Here is a 20557-nt window from a genome sequence, read left to right on the forward strand (position 1 = left end):
GTGACGCCCGCGGCGCCGCGGCTGCCGATGTGGCGGCTCGACTGGGTTGCCGCCGATCCCCCGGCCGCGTCCGGCCGGTACGCGCTGCTCGGCACCGACCACTTCGGACTGGACGCCGGCGCGCGGTACGACGAGGTCGCGGACATCGCGGCCGGCAGCCCGCCGGACGCCGTGGTCGTGTGCTTCGCCGGCCGGCCGGCGCGGTCGGCGACGGTCGAGGCCGTGCGGTTGCTGCGGTCGTGGCTGGACGAACCCGCGCTGCGGTCCACCCGGCTGGTGTTCGTCACCCGCCGGGCCACCGCCGGGAACGCCGACCTCGGGTCGGCGCCGCTGTGGGGCCTCGTCAGGTCCGCCCAGTCGGAGCACCCCGGCCGGTTCGCGCTGGTCGACCTGGACGATTCCGCCCGGCTGCTGCCCGCGGCGATCGCGTCCGGGGAACCGCAGGTGGCCGTCCGGGGAGACCGGCTGCTCCTCCCCCGGCTCGGCAGGCTGGAGCCCACCCCGACCCGGACTCCCTGGGACACCGGCGGAACAGTGCTCGTCACCGGAGCGGGCGGCGCGCTCGGCCGCATCGTCACGCGGCACCTGGTCACCACGCACGGGGTCCGGCACCTGTTGCTGGTCGGGCGCGGCACGGCCACCACCGGCCTCGCGGAGGAGCTGGCCGGGCTGGGCGCGGCGGCGCGGGCGGTGGCCTGCGACGTGGGCGACCGCGACGCGCTGGCCGCCGTGCTCGCCACGATCGACCCCGGCCACCCGCTGACCGCGGTCGTGCACGCGGCGGGCGCGGTCTCCGACGGCGTGGTCGAGAAGCTGACCGAGGACGACGTCGACCACGTGTTCCGGGGGAAGGTCGACGGAGCCCTGAACCTGCACGAGCTCACCCGCGAGCTGAACCTGCGCTCGTTCGTGCTGTTCTCGTCGCTCGCCGGTGTCGTCGGCGGTGCCGGGCAGGGCACCTACGCGGCCGCGAACGTCCTGCTCGACGAACTGGCGCACAGCCGGCGCGCGGCGGGCCTGCCCGCCGTCTCCCTGGGCTGGGGCATGTGGTCGTCCGACGGACGGTCCGGCCTCGGGGTGGCGGGCGACCTGCGCGAGGGCGACCTCGGCAGGCTCGCGAGGACCGGCGTTCGCGCGTTCTCCCCCGAGGTCGGTCTCCGGCTGTTCGACACCGCCGTGGCCGGCGACGACGCCGCGGTCGTGCTCGCCGACCTCGATCCGGCCCGGCTGCGCGCCGAGGCCAGGTCGGGCGCGCTGCCCGCGGTCCTGTCCCGCGTCGCCGGCACGGTCACCCGGAAGTCCACCGCGGACACCACCGACGTGGCGGCGCTGCTCGCCGGGCGGCCGGACGCCGACCGCGAACGGATCCTGCTCGACCTCGTCCGGGGCGAGGCGGCCACCGTGCTCGGCCACGCGTCGCCCACCGCGCTGCCGCCCGACCGCGGGGTGCTCGAGCTCGGGTTCGACTCGCTGACCGCGGTCGAGCTGCGCAACCGGATCGAGTCGGTGACCGGGCTGCGGCTGCCGACCACGCTGGTGTTCGACCACCCGACGTTGCGCGCCGTGGCGGAGCACCTCGGCACCGAGTTGTCCGTCCGGCACCGCCCGGCCACCGAACCGGGCGTGCTCGACGACCTCGCCGCCCTGGCCACCCGTCTGTCCACTTTGAACGGTGATGCCGCGGTGCGCGGGCAGGTGGCCGATCGGCTGCGGTCCCTGCTGGCGGTGGTGGACCGGCCGAACGGGCACGAGCCCGGCGAGCTCGACGACGCCACTGACGACGAGATCTTCGACCTGATCGACAGCGAACTCTCCTCATGAGCGACAGAAGGGGCGACGCGCCAGTGTCCGACGTGCTTTCCACCGAGCAGAAACTCCGCGACTACCTCAAGAAGGTGACCGCGGACCTGCGCCGCACCCGGCACCGCCTGCAGGAGGCCGAGTCGGACCGGCACGCCCCGATCGCGGTGGTAGCCGCCGCGTGCCGCTATCCGGGCGGGATCACCACCCCCGGCGAGCTGTGGGACTTCGTCGCCGCGGGCAGGGACGCCATCTCGCCGTTCCCGGTCAACCGCGGCTGGGACGTCGAGTCGCTCTACCACCCGGACCCCGACCACGAGGGCACCACCTACGTCCGGCACGGCGGGTTCCTGCACGACGCCGACCGGTTCGACGCGGAGTTCTTCGGCATGAGCCCGCGCGAGGCCCTCGCCACCGACCCGCAACAGCGGCTGCTGCTCCAGCTCACCTGGGAGGCGCTGGAGAACGCCGGCCTCGACCCGCACCGGCTGCGGGCGAGCGCCACCGGCGTCTTCGCCGGGGTGATGTACAGCGACTACGGCGGCCGGCTGCTCCCCCGCGCGCCCGAGGGGTTCGGCGGGATCGTCGGCATCGGCAGCTCCGGCAGCGTGGCGTCGGGCCGGGTGGCCTACACGTTCGGGTTCGAGGGCCCCGCGGTCACCGTGGACACCGCCTGCTCGTCGTCGCTCGTCGCCGTGCACCTCGCCGCGCAGGCGCTGCGCAACGACGAGTGCACGCTCGCGCTGGCGGGCGGGGTGAGCGTGATGGCCACCCCGTCCGGGTTCGTGGAGTTCAGCCGCCAGCACGCGCTCTCGCCGGACGGCAGGTGCAAGGCCTTCGCCGCGGCAGCCGACGGCACCGGCTGGAGCGAGGGCGCCGGGCTGCTCGTGCTGGAACGACTGTCCGACGCCGAGCGCAACGGGCACCCGGTGCTGGCCGTGCTGCGCGGGTCGGCGGTCAACCAGGACGGCACCAGCAGTCAGCTCTCCGCACCGAGCGGTCCCGCACAGCAGCGGGTGATCCGCCGGGCGCTCACCGCGGCCGGACTGGCCCCCGCCGAGGTCGACGCCGTCGAGGCGCACGGAACCGGAACCGTGCTGGGCGACCCGATCGAGGCCCAGGCGTTGCTCGCCACCTACGGACGCGAGCGGGAGACCCCGCTGTGGCTGGGGTCGGTCAAGTCCAACCTCGGGCACACCCAGGCGGCCGCCGGCGTGGCGGGGCTCGTCAAGATGATCGAGGGCATGCGGCACGGCGTCCTGCCGGGATCGCTGCACGTCGACGAACCGACCCCGCACGTCGACTGGTCGTCGGGGACGGTCGCGCTGCTCCGGGCCAACCGCCCGTGGCCGGAGGGGAACCGCCCGCGCCGGGCCGCCGTCTCGTCGTTCGGCGTCAGCGGGACCAACGCCCACGTGATCGTCGAACAACCGCGGCCGGTCGAAGTCCGGCAGGCGGTGGCCTCCGGACCGGTGCCGTGGCTGTTGTCCGCGCGGACCGCACGCGCGTTGCGCGACCAGGCCGCCCGGCTGCGGGAGGCGGCCGCCGCGCACGAACCGCTCGACGTCGGCGGCACCCTGGCCGGGCGAGCCCGGTTCGAGCACCGGGCCGTCGTGATCGGTGCGGACCGCGACGAGCTGCTGCGCGGCCTGGACGCCGTGGCGCGCCAGGAACCCGACGCGGCCGTGGTGACGGCGACCGCGCTCGACGACGGCGCGCCCACGTTCGTGTTCCCCGGCCAGGGTTCGCAGTGGCAGGGCATGGGCATCGAGCTGTTCGAGCAGGAACCGGTCTTCCGCGACCGCCTGCTCGCCTGCGCCGAGGCGTTGCGGCCGCACACCGGCTGGTCGCTGGTCGACGCGCTGCGCACCGGGCCGCTGGACCGGGTGGACGTCGTGCAACCCGCTCTGTTCGCGGTCATGGTGTCGCTGGCGGAACTCTGGCAGGCGCACGGCGTGCGACCCGCCGCCGTGATCGGCCACTCGCAGGGCGAGATCGCCGCCGCCTGCGTCGCGGGCGCGTTGTCGCTCGACGACGCCGCCCGCGTGGTCGCGTTGCGCAGCAAGGCCATCGCCACCATCGCCGGCACCGGCGGGCTGCTGTCCGTCGCGCTGTCCGCGGCGGACGTGGCCGGTCTGCTCGACGACCGGCTGGCGATCGCCGCGGTCAACGGGCCCGAGTCCGTCGTCATCGCCGGCGACGCCGAGGCGCTGAGTGAGCTCAAGGCCCGCTGCCGGGCGAACGAGGTCCGGGCGCGGCTGATCCCCGTCGACTACGCCTCCCACTCACCTCAGATGGCCCAGCTCCGCGACCGGATCCTGGCCGACCTGGCCCCCGTCGTGCCGCGCCGCGCGGAGATCCCGTTCTACTCCACCGTCGACGCGGCACTCGCCGGCAGCACCGGCCTCGACGCCGGGTACTGGTACCGCAACCTGCGCCAGACCGTCCACTTCGAACAGACCGTGCGAGCGGCGGTCGCCGACGGCCGCCGGCACTTCATCGAGGTCAGCCCCCACCCGGTGCTCACCGCCGTGATCGAGCAGACCGCCGGGCAGATCGCCACGACGGCGACGCTCACGCGCGACCACGGCGACCGCCGCCAGTTCCTGCACGCCCTGGCCACCGCCCACGCGCACGGCGCCGACGTCGGCTGGGCGCTGCCCGCGAATGTCGTGACGCTGCCCAACTACCCGTTCCAGGAGCAGTCGTACTGGCTCGACGACGGGCCGGGCGCCGACCCCGCCGCGCTCGGCGTGACCGGTGCCGACCACCCCCTGCTCGGTGCCGCGATCACGGTGGCCGAGAGCGGGTCGGTGGTGTTCACCGGCCGTCTGTCCCGGCACGAGAACCCGTGGCTCGCCCAGCACGGCCTGCGGAACGTGACCGTGCTGCCCGGCAGCGCGTTCGTCGACCTCGCCATCCGTGCGGGCGACTGGACCGGGTGCGGGAGGCTCGACGAGCTCGTCGTCGAGGCGCCGCTCGTGCTGCCGGACGAGGGCACCGTGCAGCTCCAGGTGACCGTGGCGGAAGCGGACAGCACCGGCGCGCGGCCCATCACCGTCCACTCGCGCACGCACGCCGACCTGCCGTGGGTCCGCAACGCCGGCGGGGTGGTCACCCCCGACACCGAACCCGCCCCTGCCGCCGACGACACGCCGTGGCCACCCGACGGCGCCACCGAGCTGGACGTGAGCGGCCTCTACGACCACCTGTCGAGGCACGGTGTCGGCTACGGGCCCGCGTTCCAGGGACTGCGGGCCGCCTGGCGGCGTGGCCGGGAGGTGTTCGCCGAGGTCGTCCTCGACGAGGACGTCGACGTCGACGGGTACGGCATCCACCCCGCCCTGCTCGACGCCGCGCTGCACCCGCTCGGGCTCGACGCGACCGAGGCGACGCTGCCGTTCCTGTGGTCCGGGGTGCGGTTGCACGCGACGGCCGCCACGGCGGTGCGGGTGCGCCTGCTGGTGGCGGACTCGGGATCGACGACCGTCTCGATCACCGATCCCGCCGGCGCCCCGGTCGCGCGGATCGAGTCGATGGTCTCCCGGCCCGCTCCCGCCGCGTTCGAGGCCGGCACGCTCACCGCGGCGCCCTCCCCGGCCGCGGTGCGCCGGCCGCGGGCGGGTACCTCCGGTGACGAGCTGGAGCTCGCGCGCCGGCTGCACGGGCTGCCGGCCGACGGACGCCGCCGCGTCGTCGCGGACCTGGTGCGCGCCGCCGCTGCCGCCGTGCTCGGCCACGCCCGCCCGGACACCGTGGACGAGTCGAAGGCCTTCAAGGACCTGGGTTTCGACTCGATGACCGCGGTGCAGCTGCGCAACCGGCTGACCGAGGCGACCGGGCTCACGCTGCCCGCGACCCTCGTCTTCGACCACCCGTCGCCGGCCGAGCTGACGGAGTTCCTCCTGGCCGAGCTCTCCGGCGCGCCACGCCCCTCCGCTCCGGTGACCACCACCGCCCGGCCGGCCGACGACGACGACGACGACCCGATCGTCATCGTCGGCATGGCCTGCCGCTATCCGGGTGGTGTGCGGTCCCCGGAGGACCTGTGGCGCCTGGTCGTGTCCGAGACCGACGCCATCGGCGAGTTCCCGGGAGATCGTGGCTGGAACGTCGCCGAGCTGTACGACCCCGATCCCGCCGCGGCGGGCAGGACGTCGACAAGGCACGGCGGCTTCGTCACCGACGCCGACCACTTCGACGCGGACTTCTTCGGCATGAGCCCGCGCGAGGCGCTCGCCACCGACCCCCAGCAGCGGCTGCTGCTGGAGACCTCGTGGGAGGCCTTCGAACGCGCGGGCCTCGACCCGACGAAGCTGCGCGGCCACCGCACGGGTGTCTACACCGGACTGATCTTCACCGACTACGGCACCAGGCTGGACCGGCCACCCGCCGAGATCGAGGGCTACATCGGCACCGGCAGCGCGGGCAGCGTCGCGTCCGGCCGGATCTCGTACACGTTCGGGCTGGAAGGCCCGGCGGTCACCGTGGACACCGCCTGCTCGTCCTCGCTCGTGGCGCTGCACCTCGGCGCGCAGGCGATCCGCCGCGGTGAGTGCGACCGCGCGCTGGTGGGCGGCGTCGCGATCATGTCGACCCCGAAGATCCTGATCGACTTCAGCCGGCAGCGCGGTCTGTCCCCGGACGGCCGCTGCCGGGCCTTCGCCGCCGGCGCGGACGGCACCGGTTTCGCCGAGGGCGTGGGCCTGCTCCTGCTGGAACGCCTCTCGGACGCCCGGCGGGCGGGCCGCCGGGTGCTGGCCGTGGTCCGCGGCTCGGCCGTCAACCAGGACGGCGCGTCCAACGGCATCACCGCCCCCAACGGCCCGTCCCAGGAACGCGTGATCCTGCAGGCGCTGGCCGGCGCGGGCCTGCGACCGTCCGATGTGGACGTCGTCGAGGCGCACGGGACGGGTACCGCGCTCGGCGACCCCATCGAGGCGCAGGCCCTGCTCGCCACCTACGGCCAGGACCGCGCCGAACCCCTCCGGCTCGGCTCGGTCAAGTCCAACATCGGCCACACGCAGGCGGCGGCCGGCGTGGCGAGCGTGATCAAGATGGTCAAGGCCCTGGAACACGGACTGCTGCCGAAGACCCTGCACGTCGACACGCCCAGCCCGCACGTCGACTGGACGCGGGGCTCCATCGAGCTGCTCACCGAACCCCGGCCGTGGGTGCGCGGGGACCGGCCGCGCCGGACCGGCGTCTCGGCCTTCGGCATCAGCGGCACCAACGCCCACGTCGTCCTGGAAGAGCCACCGGCCGACGAGCCCGTCCGGCCGCCGGCGACCAGGCCCGGCCAGACGGCGCTCGTGCTGTCCGCCAAGGGCACCGCCGCCCTGCGCGAACGGGCCGGCCAGCTCCTGAGCCTGCTCGACCGCCACGACGCGCCCGATCCGGCGGAACTCGGTCCCGCGCTGGTCACCGGCAGGGCCGAGTTCGACACCCGTGCCGTGGTCACCGGCGACCTGCGGCAGGGTCTCAGCGCGCTCGCCGCCGGCACACCGAGCCCGAACCTGGTCACCGGCGACCGGGTCGGTGGCCGGATCGTGTTCGCGTTCCCCGGCCAGGGTTCGCAGTGGGCCGGCATGGCGACCGAGCTCATGGCGGCCTCACCGGTCTTCGCCGGGCACATCGCCGAGTGCGACGCCGCGCTGCGGCCCCACACCGGATGGTCGCTCGCCGACGTCCTGCGCGACTCCGCCTGGGACCGGGTCGACGTGGTCCAGCCCGCGCTGTTCGCCGTCATGGTCGCGCTGACCAGGTTCTGGCAGGCGCACGGGGTCGAACCGGACGCCGTGATCGGGCACTCGCAGGGCGAGATCGCGGCCGCCCACATCGCGGGGGTGCTGTCCCTCGACGACGCCGCCCGCGTGGTCGCGTTGCGCAGCAGGGCCATCACGGCGATCACCGGTACCGGCGGCATGGTCTCCGTGCAGTTGCCCGCCTCGCGGACCGAAGACCTGCTCCCCGCCGGGGTGCAGGTCGCCGCCGTCAACGGCCCGGCGTCGACGGTCGTGTCCGGCGACACCGCGGCGCTCGACGACCTGCTCGCCCGGTGCGAACGCGACGGCGTGCACGCCAGGCGGATCGCGGTGGACTACGCGTCCCACTCGCCGCACGTCGACGCCCTGCACGACGAGGTCCTCGGCGCGCTGGCCGGGATCAGCCCGCAGGCGGCGCGGATCACCTTCTACTCGACCGTCACCGGCGAACCGGTGTCCGACACGACGACGCTGGACGCCGGGTACTGGTTCCGGAACCTCCGCCAGACCGTCCTCTTCGAACCCGCGGTGACGAGGGCACTGCAGGACGGCCACCGCCTGTTCGTCGAGGCGAGCGCCCATCCCGTGCTGACCACCGCGCTGCAGGAGACGCTGGACGCGGCCGGTCTCGGCGGCGCCGCGGTCGGCTCGCTGCGCCGCGACGACGGCGGTCCCGGCCGCTGGCTCACGTCGCTCGCGGCGGCGTACGCCCACGGCGCGCCGGTGGACTGGCCGGTGGTGCTCGGCGAGGCCACCGGTCCCGTCGAGCTGCCCACGTATCCGTTCCAGCGCAGGAGGTACTGGCTCGACGACCCCGGCACCGGCGACGTGTCGGGCGCCGGGCTGGCCGCGGCGGGACACCCGCTGCTCGGCGCCCGCGTGGAGCTCGCCGGCGGTGAGGTGCTGCTGACCGGACGTCTCTCCGCGGAGTCCCACCGATGGCTCGCCGACCACGCGGTGCTCGGCACGGTCCTGTTGCCCGGCACCGCGTTCGCCGAGCTCGCCGGGCACGCGGGTGACCAGGTCGGCTGTGCGCTCGTCGAGGAGCTGACCATCCAGGCGCCACTGGTCCTGCCCGCGGACACGCCGGTCCAGGTCCAGCTGCGGATGCTGCCGGAGGAGGGCGGGCGGTACGCGCTGACCGTCCACTCGCGACTCGGTGAGGACGCGCCGTGGACCCGCAACGCGAACGCGGTGCTGGCACCCAGGTCCGGACAGGACGACCTGTCCACGGCCGAGTGGCCACCGGAGGCGACGGCGCTGGACGTCACCGACGTCTACGAACGCCTGGCGGAGGCCGGCGTGGAGTACGGCCCGGCGTTCCAGGGCCTGGTGGCGGCCTGGCGGGCGGACGACCGGCTGTTCGCCGAGGTGCGGCTGCCCGAGGAGGTCGGCACGGGCGGGTTCGGCCTGCACCCCGCGTTGTTCGACGCCGCACTGCACGTGCTCGCGCTGGACGGCGAGAGCCGGCTCCGGTTGCCGTTCGCCTGGAACGGAATCCGCCTGCACACCGCGGGAGCCGCGAGTCTGCGCGTGGTGCTGACCAGGACCGCGCCGGACGCGGTGTCGCTCACCCTGGCCACGCCAGAGGGACAGCTCGTGGCGACCGTCGAGTCGCTCACGCTGCGGCCGGTGGCACCGGACCAGATCGCCGGGAGCGGCTCCCGGCGGGACGGCGCGCTGTTCGGTCTGGAGTGGACGGAGACCACCTCGACCGGCCGGGGCGCCGACGAGGAGGTCGTGTTCCTGCGCTGGGAGTCGTCCGGCGACCAGGACGCCGCGAGGGCCGCCCACGACACCGCGAAAACCGTGCTGGCGCGGTTGCAGGAACTGCTCGCGGACGACGACCTCGCCGGTACCCGGATCGTCGCGCTCACCACCGGGGCCGTCGCGGTGCGTCCGGACGAGGACGTCGACCTCGCCGCCGCCACCGCGTGGGGCCTGCTGCGGTCGGCGCAGTCGGAACACCCGGACCGCATCGTCCTGATCGACGGGGCCACCGACGTCGCGGACGAGCTGGTGCGCGGCGCGATCGCCGGCGGCGAACCGCAGACGGCCATCCGCGACGGCCGCCTGCACGTGCCGCGGCTCGCCGTCGTGCAACCACCACCCACCGTGCGGCTCGACGAGGGCACCGCGCTGGTCACGGGGGCGACCGGCACGCTCGCGACGTTCATCGTCCGGCACCTCGCCGACCACCACCGCTCACCGCGCCTGCTGCTCACCACCCGGCCGGAGACGTCCGACGAGACCGTCGAGCGCCTCACCCGGCTGGCCGACGGCACGGACACGACGATCACGGTCGCGCGCTGCGACATCACCGACCGCGCGGCACTGGCGGCGCTCCTCGCGGAGCACCGGGTCACCGCCGTGGTGCACACCGCGGGCACCCTCGACGACGGCCTGGTCACCTCGCTGACGCCAGAGCGGGTCGACACCGTGCTGCGGCCCAAGGTCGACGCGGCCTGGCACCTGCACGAGCTCACCGCCGGCCACCCGGTGACGACGTTCCTCACGTTCTCCTCGGCCGCGGCCCAGTTCGGCAACCCGGCGCAGGCCAACTACACGGCGGCGAACGCGTTCCTCGACGCGCTGGCCCAGCACCGCCGCACCCGAGGACTTCCCGCGACGTCGCTCGCCTGGGGTCTGTGGGAGACCGAGAGCGGCCTCACCCGGCGGCTGTCCGGCAGCGACCGGGCGAGGATGCGCCGGGCGGGCTTCCGGCCGATGCCGACCGACCAGGCGCTCGCGCTGTTCGACCACGCGATCGGCGCCGACCGGGCACTGCTGGTGCCCGCGGCGCTCGACCTGGCCGCCCTGCGCGCGCAGGCCGAGGCAGCCCACCCGTTGCTGCGCGCGCTCGTTCCGGCCCGGCGCAGGACGGCGGCGGCCACGACGGCCTTGCGACTGACCGGGCTTTCCCCCGCGGAGCAACGGGAACGGCTGATCGACACGGTCAGGACCGCCGCCGCGACGATCCTCGGGCACGCCGAACCGGGCGCCGTCGAGATCACCAAACCGTTCAAGGAGCTCGGTTTCGACTCGCTGACGAGCGTCGAGCTGCGCAACCGGCTCGGCGCCGCCGCCGGGCTCCGGCTGCCCGCGACGCTCGTGTTCGACCACCCGACCCCACTCGCTCTCGCCGACCACCTCGTGACGCTGTTGCGCGACGAGCGGCCGGCGGCACCCGCCGTGGTGGCGTCCAGGGCAGCGGACGCCGACGACCCGATCGTGGTGGTCGGCATCGGCTGCCACTACCCCGGCGGCGTCCACAACGCCGACGACCTGTGGAACCTCGTCGCGAGCGGAACCGACGCCATGTCCGGCTTCCCGGACAACCGCGGCTGGGACCTGGGCGCGCTCTACCACCCCGACCCCGCCCACCACGGCACCAGCTACACCCGCACCGGCGGGTTCCTGCACGACGCCGACCAGTTCGACGCGGAGTTCTTCGGCATGAGCCCGCGCGAGGCCCTGGCCACCGACCCCCAGCAGCGGCTGCTGTTGCAGACCGCCTGGGAGGTGGTCGAGGACGCGGGCATCGACCCGCACACCCTGCGCGGCACGACGACCGGGATCTTCGCCGGGGTCATGTACAACGACTACGGCTCACGGCTGATGCCGAACATCCCCAGGGACTTCGAGGGCTACGTCGGCACCGGCAGCGCGGGCAGCGTGGCCTCGGGACGGGTCGCGTACGCGTTCGGCCTGGAGGGGCCGGCGGTGACCGTGGACACCGCGTGCTCGTCGTCGCTGGTCGCCGTCCACCTCGCCGCCCAGGCGCTGCGCAACCACGAGTGCACGCTCGCGATCGCCGGTGGCGTCACGACGATGGCCACCCCTGGCCTGTTCGTCGAGTTCAGCCGCCAGCGCGGGTTGTCCGCCGACGGCCGCTGCAAGCCGTTCGCCGACGCCGCGGACGGCACCGGCTGGAGCGAGGGCGTCGGACTCGTCCTGCTGGAACGCCTGTCCGACGCCCGGCGCAACAACCACAAGATCCACGCCGTCATCAGGGGCTCCGCGGTCAACCAGGACGGCGCGTCGAACGGTCTCACCGCACCGAACGGCCCGTCGCAGCAACGCGTCATCCGCCAGGCGCTCGCCAACGCCCGCCTGCGCACCTCGGACGTCGACGTGGTGGAGGCGCACGGCACCGGCACCACGCTCGGCGACCCCATCGAGGCGCAGGCGATCATCGCCACCTACGGCCAGGACCGGTCCACGCCGCTCTGGCTCGGCTCGGTCAAGTCCAACATCGGGCACACCCAGGCCGCCGCGGGCGTCGCCGGGCTGATCAAGATGATCAAGGCGATCGAGCGCGCGACGGTACCGGCGACCCTGCACGTCGACGCCCCCAGCTCGCACGTCGACTGGGAGCAGGGCGACGTGCTGCTGCCGGTGGAGAACCAGCCGTGGCCCGTGGCCGAACGGCCGCGCCGGGCGGCAATCTCGTCGTTCGGGATCAGCGGCACCAACTCGCACCTCGTCATCGAGCAGGCGCCCGCCACCGAGGAGCCTCCCCCCGCCGCCGAGGTGCGGGGCCCGGTCCCCTGGCTGCTGTCCGGGCACACACCACAGGCCCTGCGGGACCAGGCCGCCCGGCTGCTGTCCCCGGCGCGGGACGCCGAGCCACTCAACGTCGCCTGGTCGCTCGCGACCACGCGGGCCGGGCTGACCCACCGGGCCGCGATCGTCGGTGCCGCCCAGGAGGAGCGGCTAACGGCGCTGTCCGCGCTGGCGGCCGGGAACTCCGCCACCGGGTTGCTCGTCGGCTCCGCGGACCGCGCGGGCAGGCTGGCGTTCGGGTTCACCGGTCAGGGCGCCCAGCGTCCCGGGATGGGCCGCGAGCTCAGCGAGAGCTTCCCGGTGTTCGCCGCCGCGTTCGCCGGTGCCTGCGCGGCGTTCGACCCGCACCTCGACCGGCCGCTGGCAGAGCTCGTCCTCGGCGCGGACGAGGCGATCGGGCAGACCGGGTACACCCAGCCCGCGCTGTTCGCGCTGGAGGTGGCGCTGTTCCGGCTGGTCGAGTCCTTCGGGGTCGTGCCGGACTTCCTGCACGGCCACTCGATCGGCGAGCTCGCGGCGGCGCACGTCGCCGGCGTGCTGTCGCTTCCGGACGCGGCGACGCTGGTCGCCGCGAGGGGCAGGCTGATGCAGGCGCTGCCCGCCGTCGGGGCGATGGTCTCGGTGCAGGCGACCGAGGCCGAGGTGCTCGCGCGGCTCGACGGCCGGTGCGACGTCGCCGCCGTCAACGGTCCCGAGTCGGTCGTGCTGTCCGGCGACGAGACCGCGGTGCTGCGGATCGCCGGGGCGTTCGCCGCGCAGGGCCGCAAGACCAGGCGGCTGCGGGTCAGCCACGCGTTCCACTCGCCGTTGATGGACCCCGTGCTCGACGAGTTCCGCGACGTGGCGGCCGACCTGACCTTCTCCCCGCCGTCGATCCCCGTCGTGTCCACGTTGACCGGACGCCTCGCGGGCGACGAGCTGTGCGACCCGGAGCACTGGGTCCGGCACGCCCGCCACGCCGTGCGCTTCGCCGACGGCGTCGAGACGTTGGCGGGCCTGGGTGTCACGACGTTCCTCGAGCTCGGCCCCGGTGGCGTGCTCACCGCGATGACCCTGGACAACGTCGACAGCAGCGGCGCCCTGCTGCTGCCCGCGCTGCGCACCGGGGTGCCGGAACCGCGTGCGCTGCTGTCGGCGCTCGGTGGCCTGCACGTCCACGGGCACGAGGTGGACTGGACACCGGCCGTCACCGGCGGGCGGCGGATTCCGTTGCCCACCTACGGGTTCCAGAAGCGCCGGTACTGGCTCGACACGCCGAACACCGCGCCCGCCGGGCAGCACGGCCACCCGCTGGCCACGGCCTCGGTCGAGCTGCCCGACGACGGCGGCCTGGTGCTGAGCGGCCGGGTCACGGCGCACACCCACCCCTGGCTCGCCGACCACGCCGTGTCCGGCACGGTCCTGCTCCCCGGTGCGGCGCTGGTCGACCTCGCCGCCCACGCGGGCCGCTGCCTGGACTTCGGGCGCGTGGCGGGCCTCGTGCTGAGCGAGCCGGTCGCGCTGCCGTGTTCGCTGCAGGTCACCGTCGGCGCCGAGGAGGGCGGTCAGCGCCCCGTCACCGTGCACACCCGCGACGGCGACGACTGGCGGCTGCACGCGTCCGGCACGCTGACCCGCCCTGTTCCGGACGCACCGGCGTCCGGTCTCGCCGACGCCTGGCCACCGGCCGGTGCGACCGCGGTGGACCTCGACGAGATCCACGCGAGGCTGGCGCTCGCCGGCGTCGAGCACGGCCCGGCGTTCCAGGGCTTGCGGCGGGCGTGGCGGCTCGGCGACGACCTGTACGCGGAGGCGGCGGTCGAGGACCTCGACCCGTCGGGGTTCCAGCTCCACCCCGCGCTCCTGGACGCCGTGCTGCACACCACGGTCGCCTGGGCGGCGCCCGGTGAACCCGTGCGGCTGCCGTTCGAGTGGACCGGCGTCCAGGTCGGCGCGACCGGCGCGAGGGTGGTGCGAGCGCACCTGAAACCCGCCGGGCAGGGCGCGGTCGCGATCACGCTGACCGACTCGCTGGGTGCGCTGGTGGCCACTGTGGACGGTGTGGTGTCCAGGGAGGTCCCGGCGGCCACCGCCGGTTCGCTGTTCTCGGTGGACTGGCCGGAGCTCACGGCAGCGCCCGGCGGTGACCCGGCCGAGTTCGTCGTGGCCGACCGGCGGCCGGCCGACGACGTCACCACGGCCGCGTGCGAGGTGCTCGACCTCGCTCAACGGTGGCTCGCCGAGCAGCCGGCCGGCAAGCTGGTGGTCGTCACGCACGGTGCCGTGGCCACGGGACCGGGCGAGGACGTCACGGACCTGGCCGGATCAGCCGCGTGGGGCCTGGTGCGCACCGCCCAGTCCGAGCACGCCGACCGGTTCGTGCTGGTCGACGTCGACACCGACGCCGTGCCGGACCTCGCCGCCGCCGTCGCGTCCGGCGAACCGCAGCTCGCGGTCCGCGCCGGGCGGCTCCGGGTCCCCCGCGTCACCCGGATCAGCCCCGCACCGGCGGCGCCGCGGTCGTGGGACCCCGACGGCACCGTGCTCATCACCGGCGGCACCGGTGCGCTGGGCAGCACGCTCGCCCGGTACCTCGTCGCGACCGGCGTCCGCCACCTGCTGCTGCTCAGCAGGAGCGGGCAGGGGGCGGAGAACGCCGCGGAGCTGCTCGGTCTCGACGCGGACGTGACCATCGCCGCCTGCGACGCTGCCGACGCGGACGCGCTCGCCCGGTGCCTGGCCGCTGTTCCCGCCGAGCACCCGCTCACCGCCGTGATCCACGCGGCCGGCGTGCTCGACGACGGCGTGCTCACCGCGCTCACGCCGGAGCGGCTCGGTGCACTGCTGCGGCCCAAGGCGACCGCGGCGTGGAACCTGCACGAGCTGACCGGCGACCTCGCCGCGTTCGTGCTGTTCTCGTCCGCGGCGGGCATCACCGGCAACCCCGGCCAGGCGGGCTACGCCGCCGCGAACACGTTCCTGGACGCGCTCGCCCACCACCGGGTGGCCCGCGGGCTGCCGGCGACCTCCCTCGCCTGGGGCATGTGGGCTCCCGGCGGCGGTATGGCCGGTCAGCTCTCCGCCGCCGACCTGGCGAGGCTGGGCCGCGGCGGCGTCGTCCCGATGACCACCGGGGAAGGCCTGGCGATGTTCGACGCGGCCGTCGGCCTCGGCAGGCCGCTCGTGCTCCCGGCGAAGCTCGACGTGGCGGCACTGCGGTCCGCCGGGCCGGTGCCGGCGCCCCTGCGCGGGCTCGTACCAAGGCGTCGCGCCACGTCGTCCGATGTGGACGGTCTCGCCGAACGCCTGGCAGGCTTGACGAAACCCGAGCAGCGGGCACTGCTGTTGACCGTCGTCCGCACGCACGTGGCCGAGGTGCTCGCGCATCCGGGCGTCGACGCCGTCGATCCGGACCAGGCGTTCGGCGACGCGGGCTTCGACTCGCTGACCGCCGTCGAGCTGCGCAACCGGCTCACCGCGGTCGCCGGTGCCGGCCTGCCCGCGACGCTGATCTTCGACTACCCGACGCCCACCGCGCTCGCCGGGCACCTGCACGACCTGCTGACGTCCACATCGGACACCGATCCGGCCGAGGCGCGGGTGCGCGAGGTGCTGGGCCGCATCCCGTTCGCCCGGCTGCGCGACGCCGGGCTGGTGGACGTGCTGCTGCGGCTGGCCGACGCACCCGGCGACGGCATCGATCACAACGGTCATCAGGAGCACGACCTCGACGCCATGGACGCGGAGAGCCTCGTGCACCTGGTGCTGAACGGGAGCGAGGCGCGATGACGGTCACCCAGGAGACGCTGCTCGAAGCCCTCCGCACCTCGGCGAAGGAGCTGCAACGCCTGCGCCGCCGCAACCAGGAGCTCACCGACCTCGCGCACGAGCCGATCGCGGTGGTGGGCATGGCCTGCCGGTTCCCCGGCGGGGTCCGGACACCGGACGAGCTGTGGCGGCTGGTCGCGGGCGAGGTCGACGCGATCTCGGAGTTCCCCGCCGACCGCGGCTGGGATCCCGGCCTGTACCACCCGGATCCCGGCCACCACGGCACCAGCTACACCCGGCACGGCGGCTTCCTGCACGACGCCGGTGACTTCGACGCGGAGTTCTTCGGCATGAGCCCGCGGGAGGCGCTGGCCACCGACCCGCAGCAGCGGCTGTTGCTGGAGACGGCGTGGGAGGCGCTGGAGAACGCGGGCATCGATCCGCGTTCGTTGCGCGGCAGCCGCACCGCCGTGTTCGCCGGGGTGATGTACAACGACTACGGCGCGCGCTTCTTCCCCAACGCTCCCGCGGACTTCGAGGGGTACGTCGGCACCGGGAGCGCGGGCAGCGTCGCGTCGGGCCGGGTCTCCTACGCCTTCGGGTTCGAGGGTCCCGCGGTCAGCGTCGACACCGCGTGCTCCTCCTCGCTCGTCGCGATCCACCTGGCCGGGCAGTCGCTGCGCGCCGGCGAGTGCGACCTCGCGCTCGCCGGCGGCGTCACGACGATGGCGACACCCGGCACGTTCATCGCGTTCAGCAGGCAGCGCGGCCTGGCGGCGGACGGCCGGTGCAAGGCCTTCGCGCAGGCGGCCGACGGCACCGGGTGGAGCGAGGGCGTGGGGCTGGTCCTGCTCGAACGCCTGTCCGACGCCCAGCACCGCGGCCACCCGGTGCTCGCGGTCGTCCGGGGCACCGCGGTGAACCAGGACGGCGCATCCAACGGCCTGACCACCCCCAACGGTCCGTCCCAGCAGCGCGTCATCCGGCAGGCCCTCGCGGCGGCCCGGCTCGCCGCGCACCAGGTGGACGCCGTGGAGGCGCACGGCACCGGGACGACGCTGGGTGACCCGATCGAGGCGCAGGCCATCGCCGCCACCTACGGCAGGGACCGGGAGCAGCCGCTCTGGCTCGGTTCCGTCAAGTCCAACATCGGCCACACCCAGGCCGCCGCCGGCATCGCCGGGTTCATCAAGATGGTCAAGGCGATCGAGCACGGCGTGCTGCCGAGGACGTTGCACGTCGACGCGCCCTCCCCGCACGTCGACTGGGACAGCGCCCGCGTCCGGCTGCTCACCTCGGCCCAGCCCTGGCCATCGGTGGACCGGCCGCGCCGGGCGGCCGTCTCCTCGTTCGGCATCAGCGGCACCAACGCCCACGTGATCGTCGAGCAGCCACCCGTGCGGCCGGAGCCCCCGGCACCGGCCGGGACACCTGTGCCGTGGGTCCTCTCGGCCAGGACGGACGCGGCACTGCGCGACCTGGCCGACCGTCTGTCCACAACGGACGGTGAGCCCGCCGGCATCGGCCGCGTGCTGAGCACGCGGGCCGCGTTCGAACACCGGGCCGTGGTCTTCGGATCCACCCTGGACGAGCTGCGCGGCGGGCTGAAGGCGGTCGCGGAGGGCAGCAGGGCGCCGAACACCGGACGCGCCACCACGACGACCGGTGGGACCGCGTTCCTGTTCTCCGGGCAGGGCAGCCAGTACGCCGGCATGGGCAGGGAGCTGCACGCCGGCTTCCCGGTCTTCGCCGCCGCCTTCGACGAGGTCTGCGAGCACGTCGACGAGCACCTCGGGCGGTCGTTGCGCGACCTCGTGTTCGGCGAACCGGAACCGCTGGACCGCACGGAGTACGCGCAGCCCGCGTTGTTCGCCCTGCAGACCGCGCTTTACCGGCTGTTGGAACACCACGGCGTGACAGCCCGTCACCTGGCCGGTCACTCTCTCGGCGAGCTCACCGCGGCGCACGTGGCGGGCGTGCTGACCCTGCCCGACGCGGCGATGCTGGTCACCGCCCGCGGACGGCTGATGCAGAGCGCGCCCGGCTCCGGCGTGATGATCTCCCTGCAGGCCGCGGAGGACGAGGTCCGGCCACTGCTCGACGAGACTGTGAGCATCGCGGCGGTCAACGAGCACAACGCCACCGTCGTCTCCGGTGCCGAGCCGGCGGCCACCAGGATCGCCGAGCACTTCGCCGGCCTCGGCCGCAGGACCAGGCGCCTCAAGGTCTCCCACGCGTTCCACTCGCCGCAGATGGACGCCGTGCTGGCCGAGTTCCACACGATCGCTCAGAAGGCGGACCACCGCCCGCCGTCGATCCCGATCGTGTCCGGCGAGGTGGTCCCCCGGTTCGACGCGGACTACTGGACCCGGCACCTGCGCGACACCGTCCGGTTCCACGACAGCGTGCGGACCCTGCACGACCTCGGCGCGACCACCTACCTGGAGCTCGGCCCGGACGCCACCCTCACCGCGCTGACCCGCGCGGTCCTGGACGGACACCGGATCGCGGCCGCCCCGCTGATGCGCCGCGACCTACCGCAGGGCCAGACCTTCGCGACGGCGCTCGCCCACGTCCCAGACGCCGACTGGACCCCGTTCTTCCCCGGCGCGCACCACGTCCCGCTGCCGAACTACCCGTTCCAGCGCAGGCGCTACTGGCTCGACGCACCCGACGCGCCGACCGGCACCAGCGACCTGTTCGGTCTCCGGTGGACGGCGCTGGAGCTCCGCGAGCAGCCCACGGCGACCTGGGCGACCCTCGATCTCGACGCGGCCGACCTGCCCGCGGCGGTCCGCAAGGTCGCCGGCGAGGCTCCCGGCACCACGCGGAACCACACCACCGCGCCACGCGCGAACGGCCGCACCGACCCACCCACCACGGTCCGCGCCACCACCAACGAGGCACTCGACCTCGACGCGGTGCCGGACTACGTCACGGTGTCGTGCGTGGGCGGCGGAGTCGGCCTGCCCACAGCAGCGGTCCGCACGATCACCGGCGAGGCCCCCGATCCCGACACAGCACCCGACCACACCACCGTGCCACGCACAGGCGACCGCACCGACCTGCCCGCGGCTGTCCGCAAGGTCACCAGCGAGGTTCTCGGCCTGCTCCAGCGGTGGCTCGCCGACGAGCGCCTGGCGGGGAGCCATCTCGTCCTGCACACCCGCGGCGCGGTGGCCGTCGGCGCCGGCGAGGACGTCACCGACCTCGCCGCGGCGGCCGTGTGGGGCATGGTGCGGTCGGTCCAGTCCGAACATCCCGGCCGGATCACGCTCATCGACGCCGACTTGGTCCAGCCCGGCGTGGTGGCGGCCGCACGTGCCGCCGGAGAACCCCAGATCGCCGTGCGCCACGGTGTCGCCCACGCGTGCCGCCTGGTGCGCGCGTCCGCCGCCGAACCCCGGCACGACGTCCTGGACCCGCACGGCACAGTCCTCGTGACCGGCGGCACCGGCACGCTCGGAGCGCGGATCGCGCGTCGGCTGGTGACCGGGCACGGCGTGCGTCGGCTGCTGCTGGCGAGCAGGCGCGGGAACGCCGCGCCCGGTGCCGCCGAGCTGCGGGCCGAGCTCAGCGACCTCGGCGCGACCGTCACGATCGCGGCCTGCGACGTGAGCGACCGCGACGAGGTGACCGCGCTGCTCGCGTCGGTGTCGCCGGATCATCCGCTGACCGCTGTGATCCACACGGCGGGCCTGCTCGACGACGGCGTCATCGGATCGCTGACGCCGCAACGGTTCGACGCGGTGCTGCGGCCCAAGGTCGACGCCGCCTGGCACCTGCACGAGCTCACCAGGGACGCCGGGCTGGCCGCGTTCGTGCTGTTCTCCTCGGTCGCCACCACCGTCGGCGGGCCGGGGCAGGCGAACTACGCCGCGGCCAACGCCGTGGTCGACGCGCTCGCGCAGCACCGGCGGGCGCAGGGGCTGCCCGGCATGTCGCTCGCGTGGGGTCTGTGGGACGACAGCGCGGTGAGCGACCTGCTGGACCGGTCGATGCTCGCCAGGTGGGCCCGCGGCGGGATCGGGCTGCTCTCGCCCCAGGCCGGTCTCGCGCTCTTCGACGCCGTGCTGTCGCGGCAGGAGGCGGTCCTCGTCCCGGCCAGGATGGAGCTGGACTCGGTGGCGGACCCGGTGCCGGCGCTGCTGCGCGGGCTCGTCGCGCCGTCCCGCCCGGCCGAGGCACCCGGCTTGGTCCTCGACGGGCTCACCGAGTCCGAACAGGACGAGCTGGTGCTGAACCTGGTGCGCACACAGGTGTCCACGATCCTCGGTCACTCCTCGGCCGCCGACGTCGACGGCGACCGGGCCTTCACCGAGATGGGGTTCGACTCGCTCACCGCCGTCGAACTGCGCAACCGGCTCTCCGAGCTGTGCGGGGTCACCCTCGCCACGACCGTCGTGTTCGACCACCCGAGCCCCCGCGCGCTGGCGGGCCACGTGCTGGCGCTGCTGGACGTCCGGCCGGCGGGTCCGCTGGAGGAGCTCGACCGGGTCGAGTCCCTCGTGGACGGTCTGCCGGAGCAGCGGCCCGCGGTCGTGGCGCGGCTGCGCTACCTCGTGCGGAAGTGGTCGAGCGAGACCGACGACGCGGACCTGGCCACCGCGTCCGACGACGAACTGTTCACCGCCCTGGACACCGAACTGTCCGACCGGCACTGACGATTGGCGACGCAT

2 protein-coding genes and 1 pseudogene are annotated in these 20557 nt (G+C 74.6%); all 3 read left to right on the forward strand.

Annotation, left to right across the window (positions count from 1 at the left end; translation table 11 throughout):
- A partial coding sequence (locus B0F77_RS29015) for a type I polyketide synthase (RefSeq protein WP_211294095.1) occupies positions 1–1821 on the forward strand: 1821 nt, incomplete at its 5' end.
- 74 nt (positions 1822–1895) lie between these two features.
- Entirely contained in the window at positions 1896–15899 is a 14004-nt protein-coding gene (locus B0F77_RS50015) for an SDR family NAD(P)-dependent oxidoreductase (protein WP_425435738.1), read from the forward strand.
- Between the two features lie 8 nt (positions 15900–15907).
- Positions 15908–20542: pseudogene (locus B0F77_RS29025) on the forward strand (type I polyketide synthase); the annotation flags it as partial.
- Between the last annotated feature and the right edge of the window lie 15 nt (positions 20543–20557).

Origin of the sequence: Lentzea kentuckyensis, from assembly GCF_002150765.1 — a bacterium.
Lineage (GTDB): Bacteria > Actinomycetota > Actinomycetes > Mycobacteriales > Pseudonocardiaceae > Lentzea > Lentzea kentuckyensis.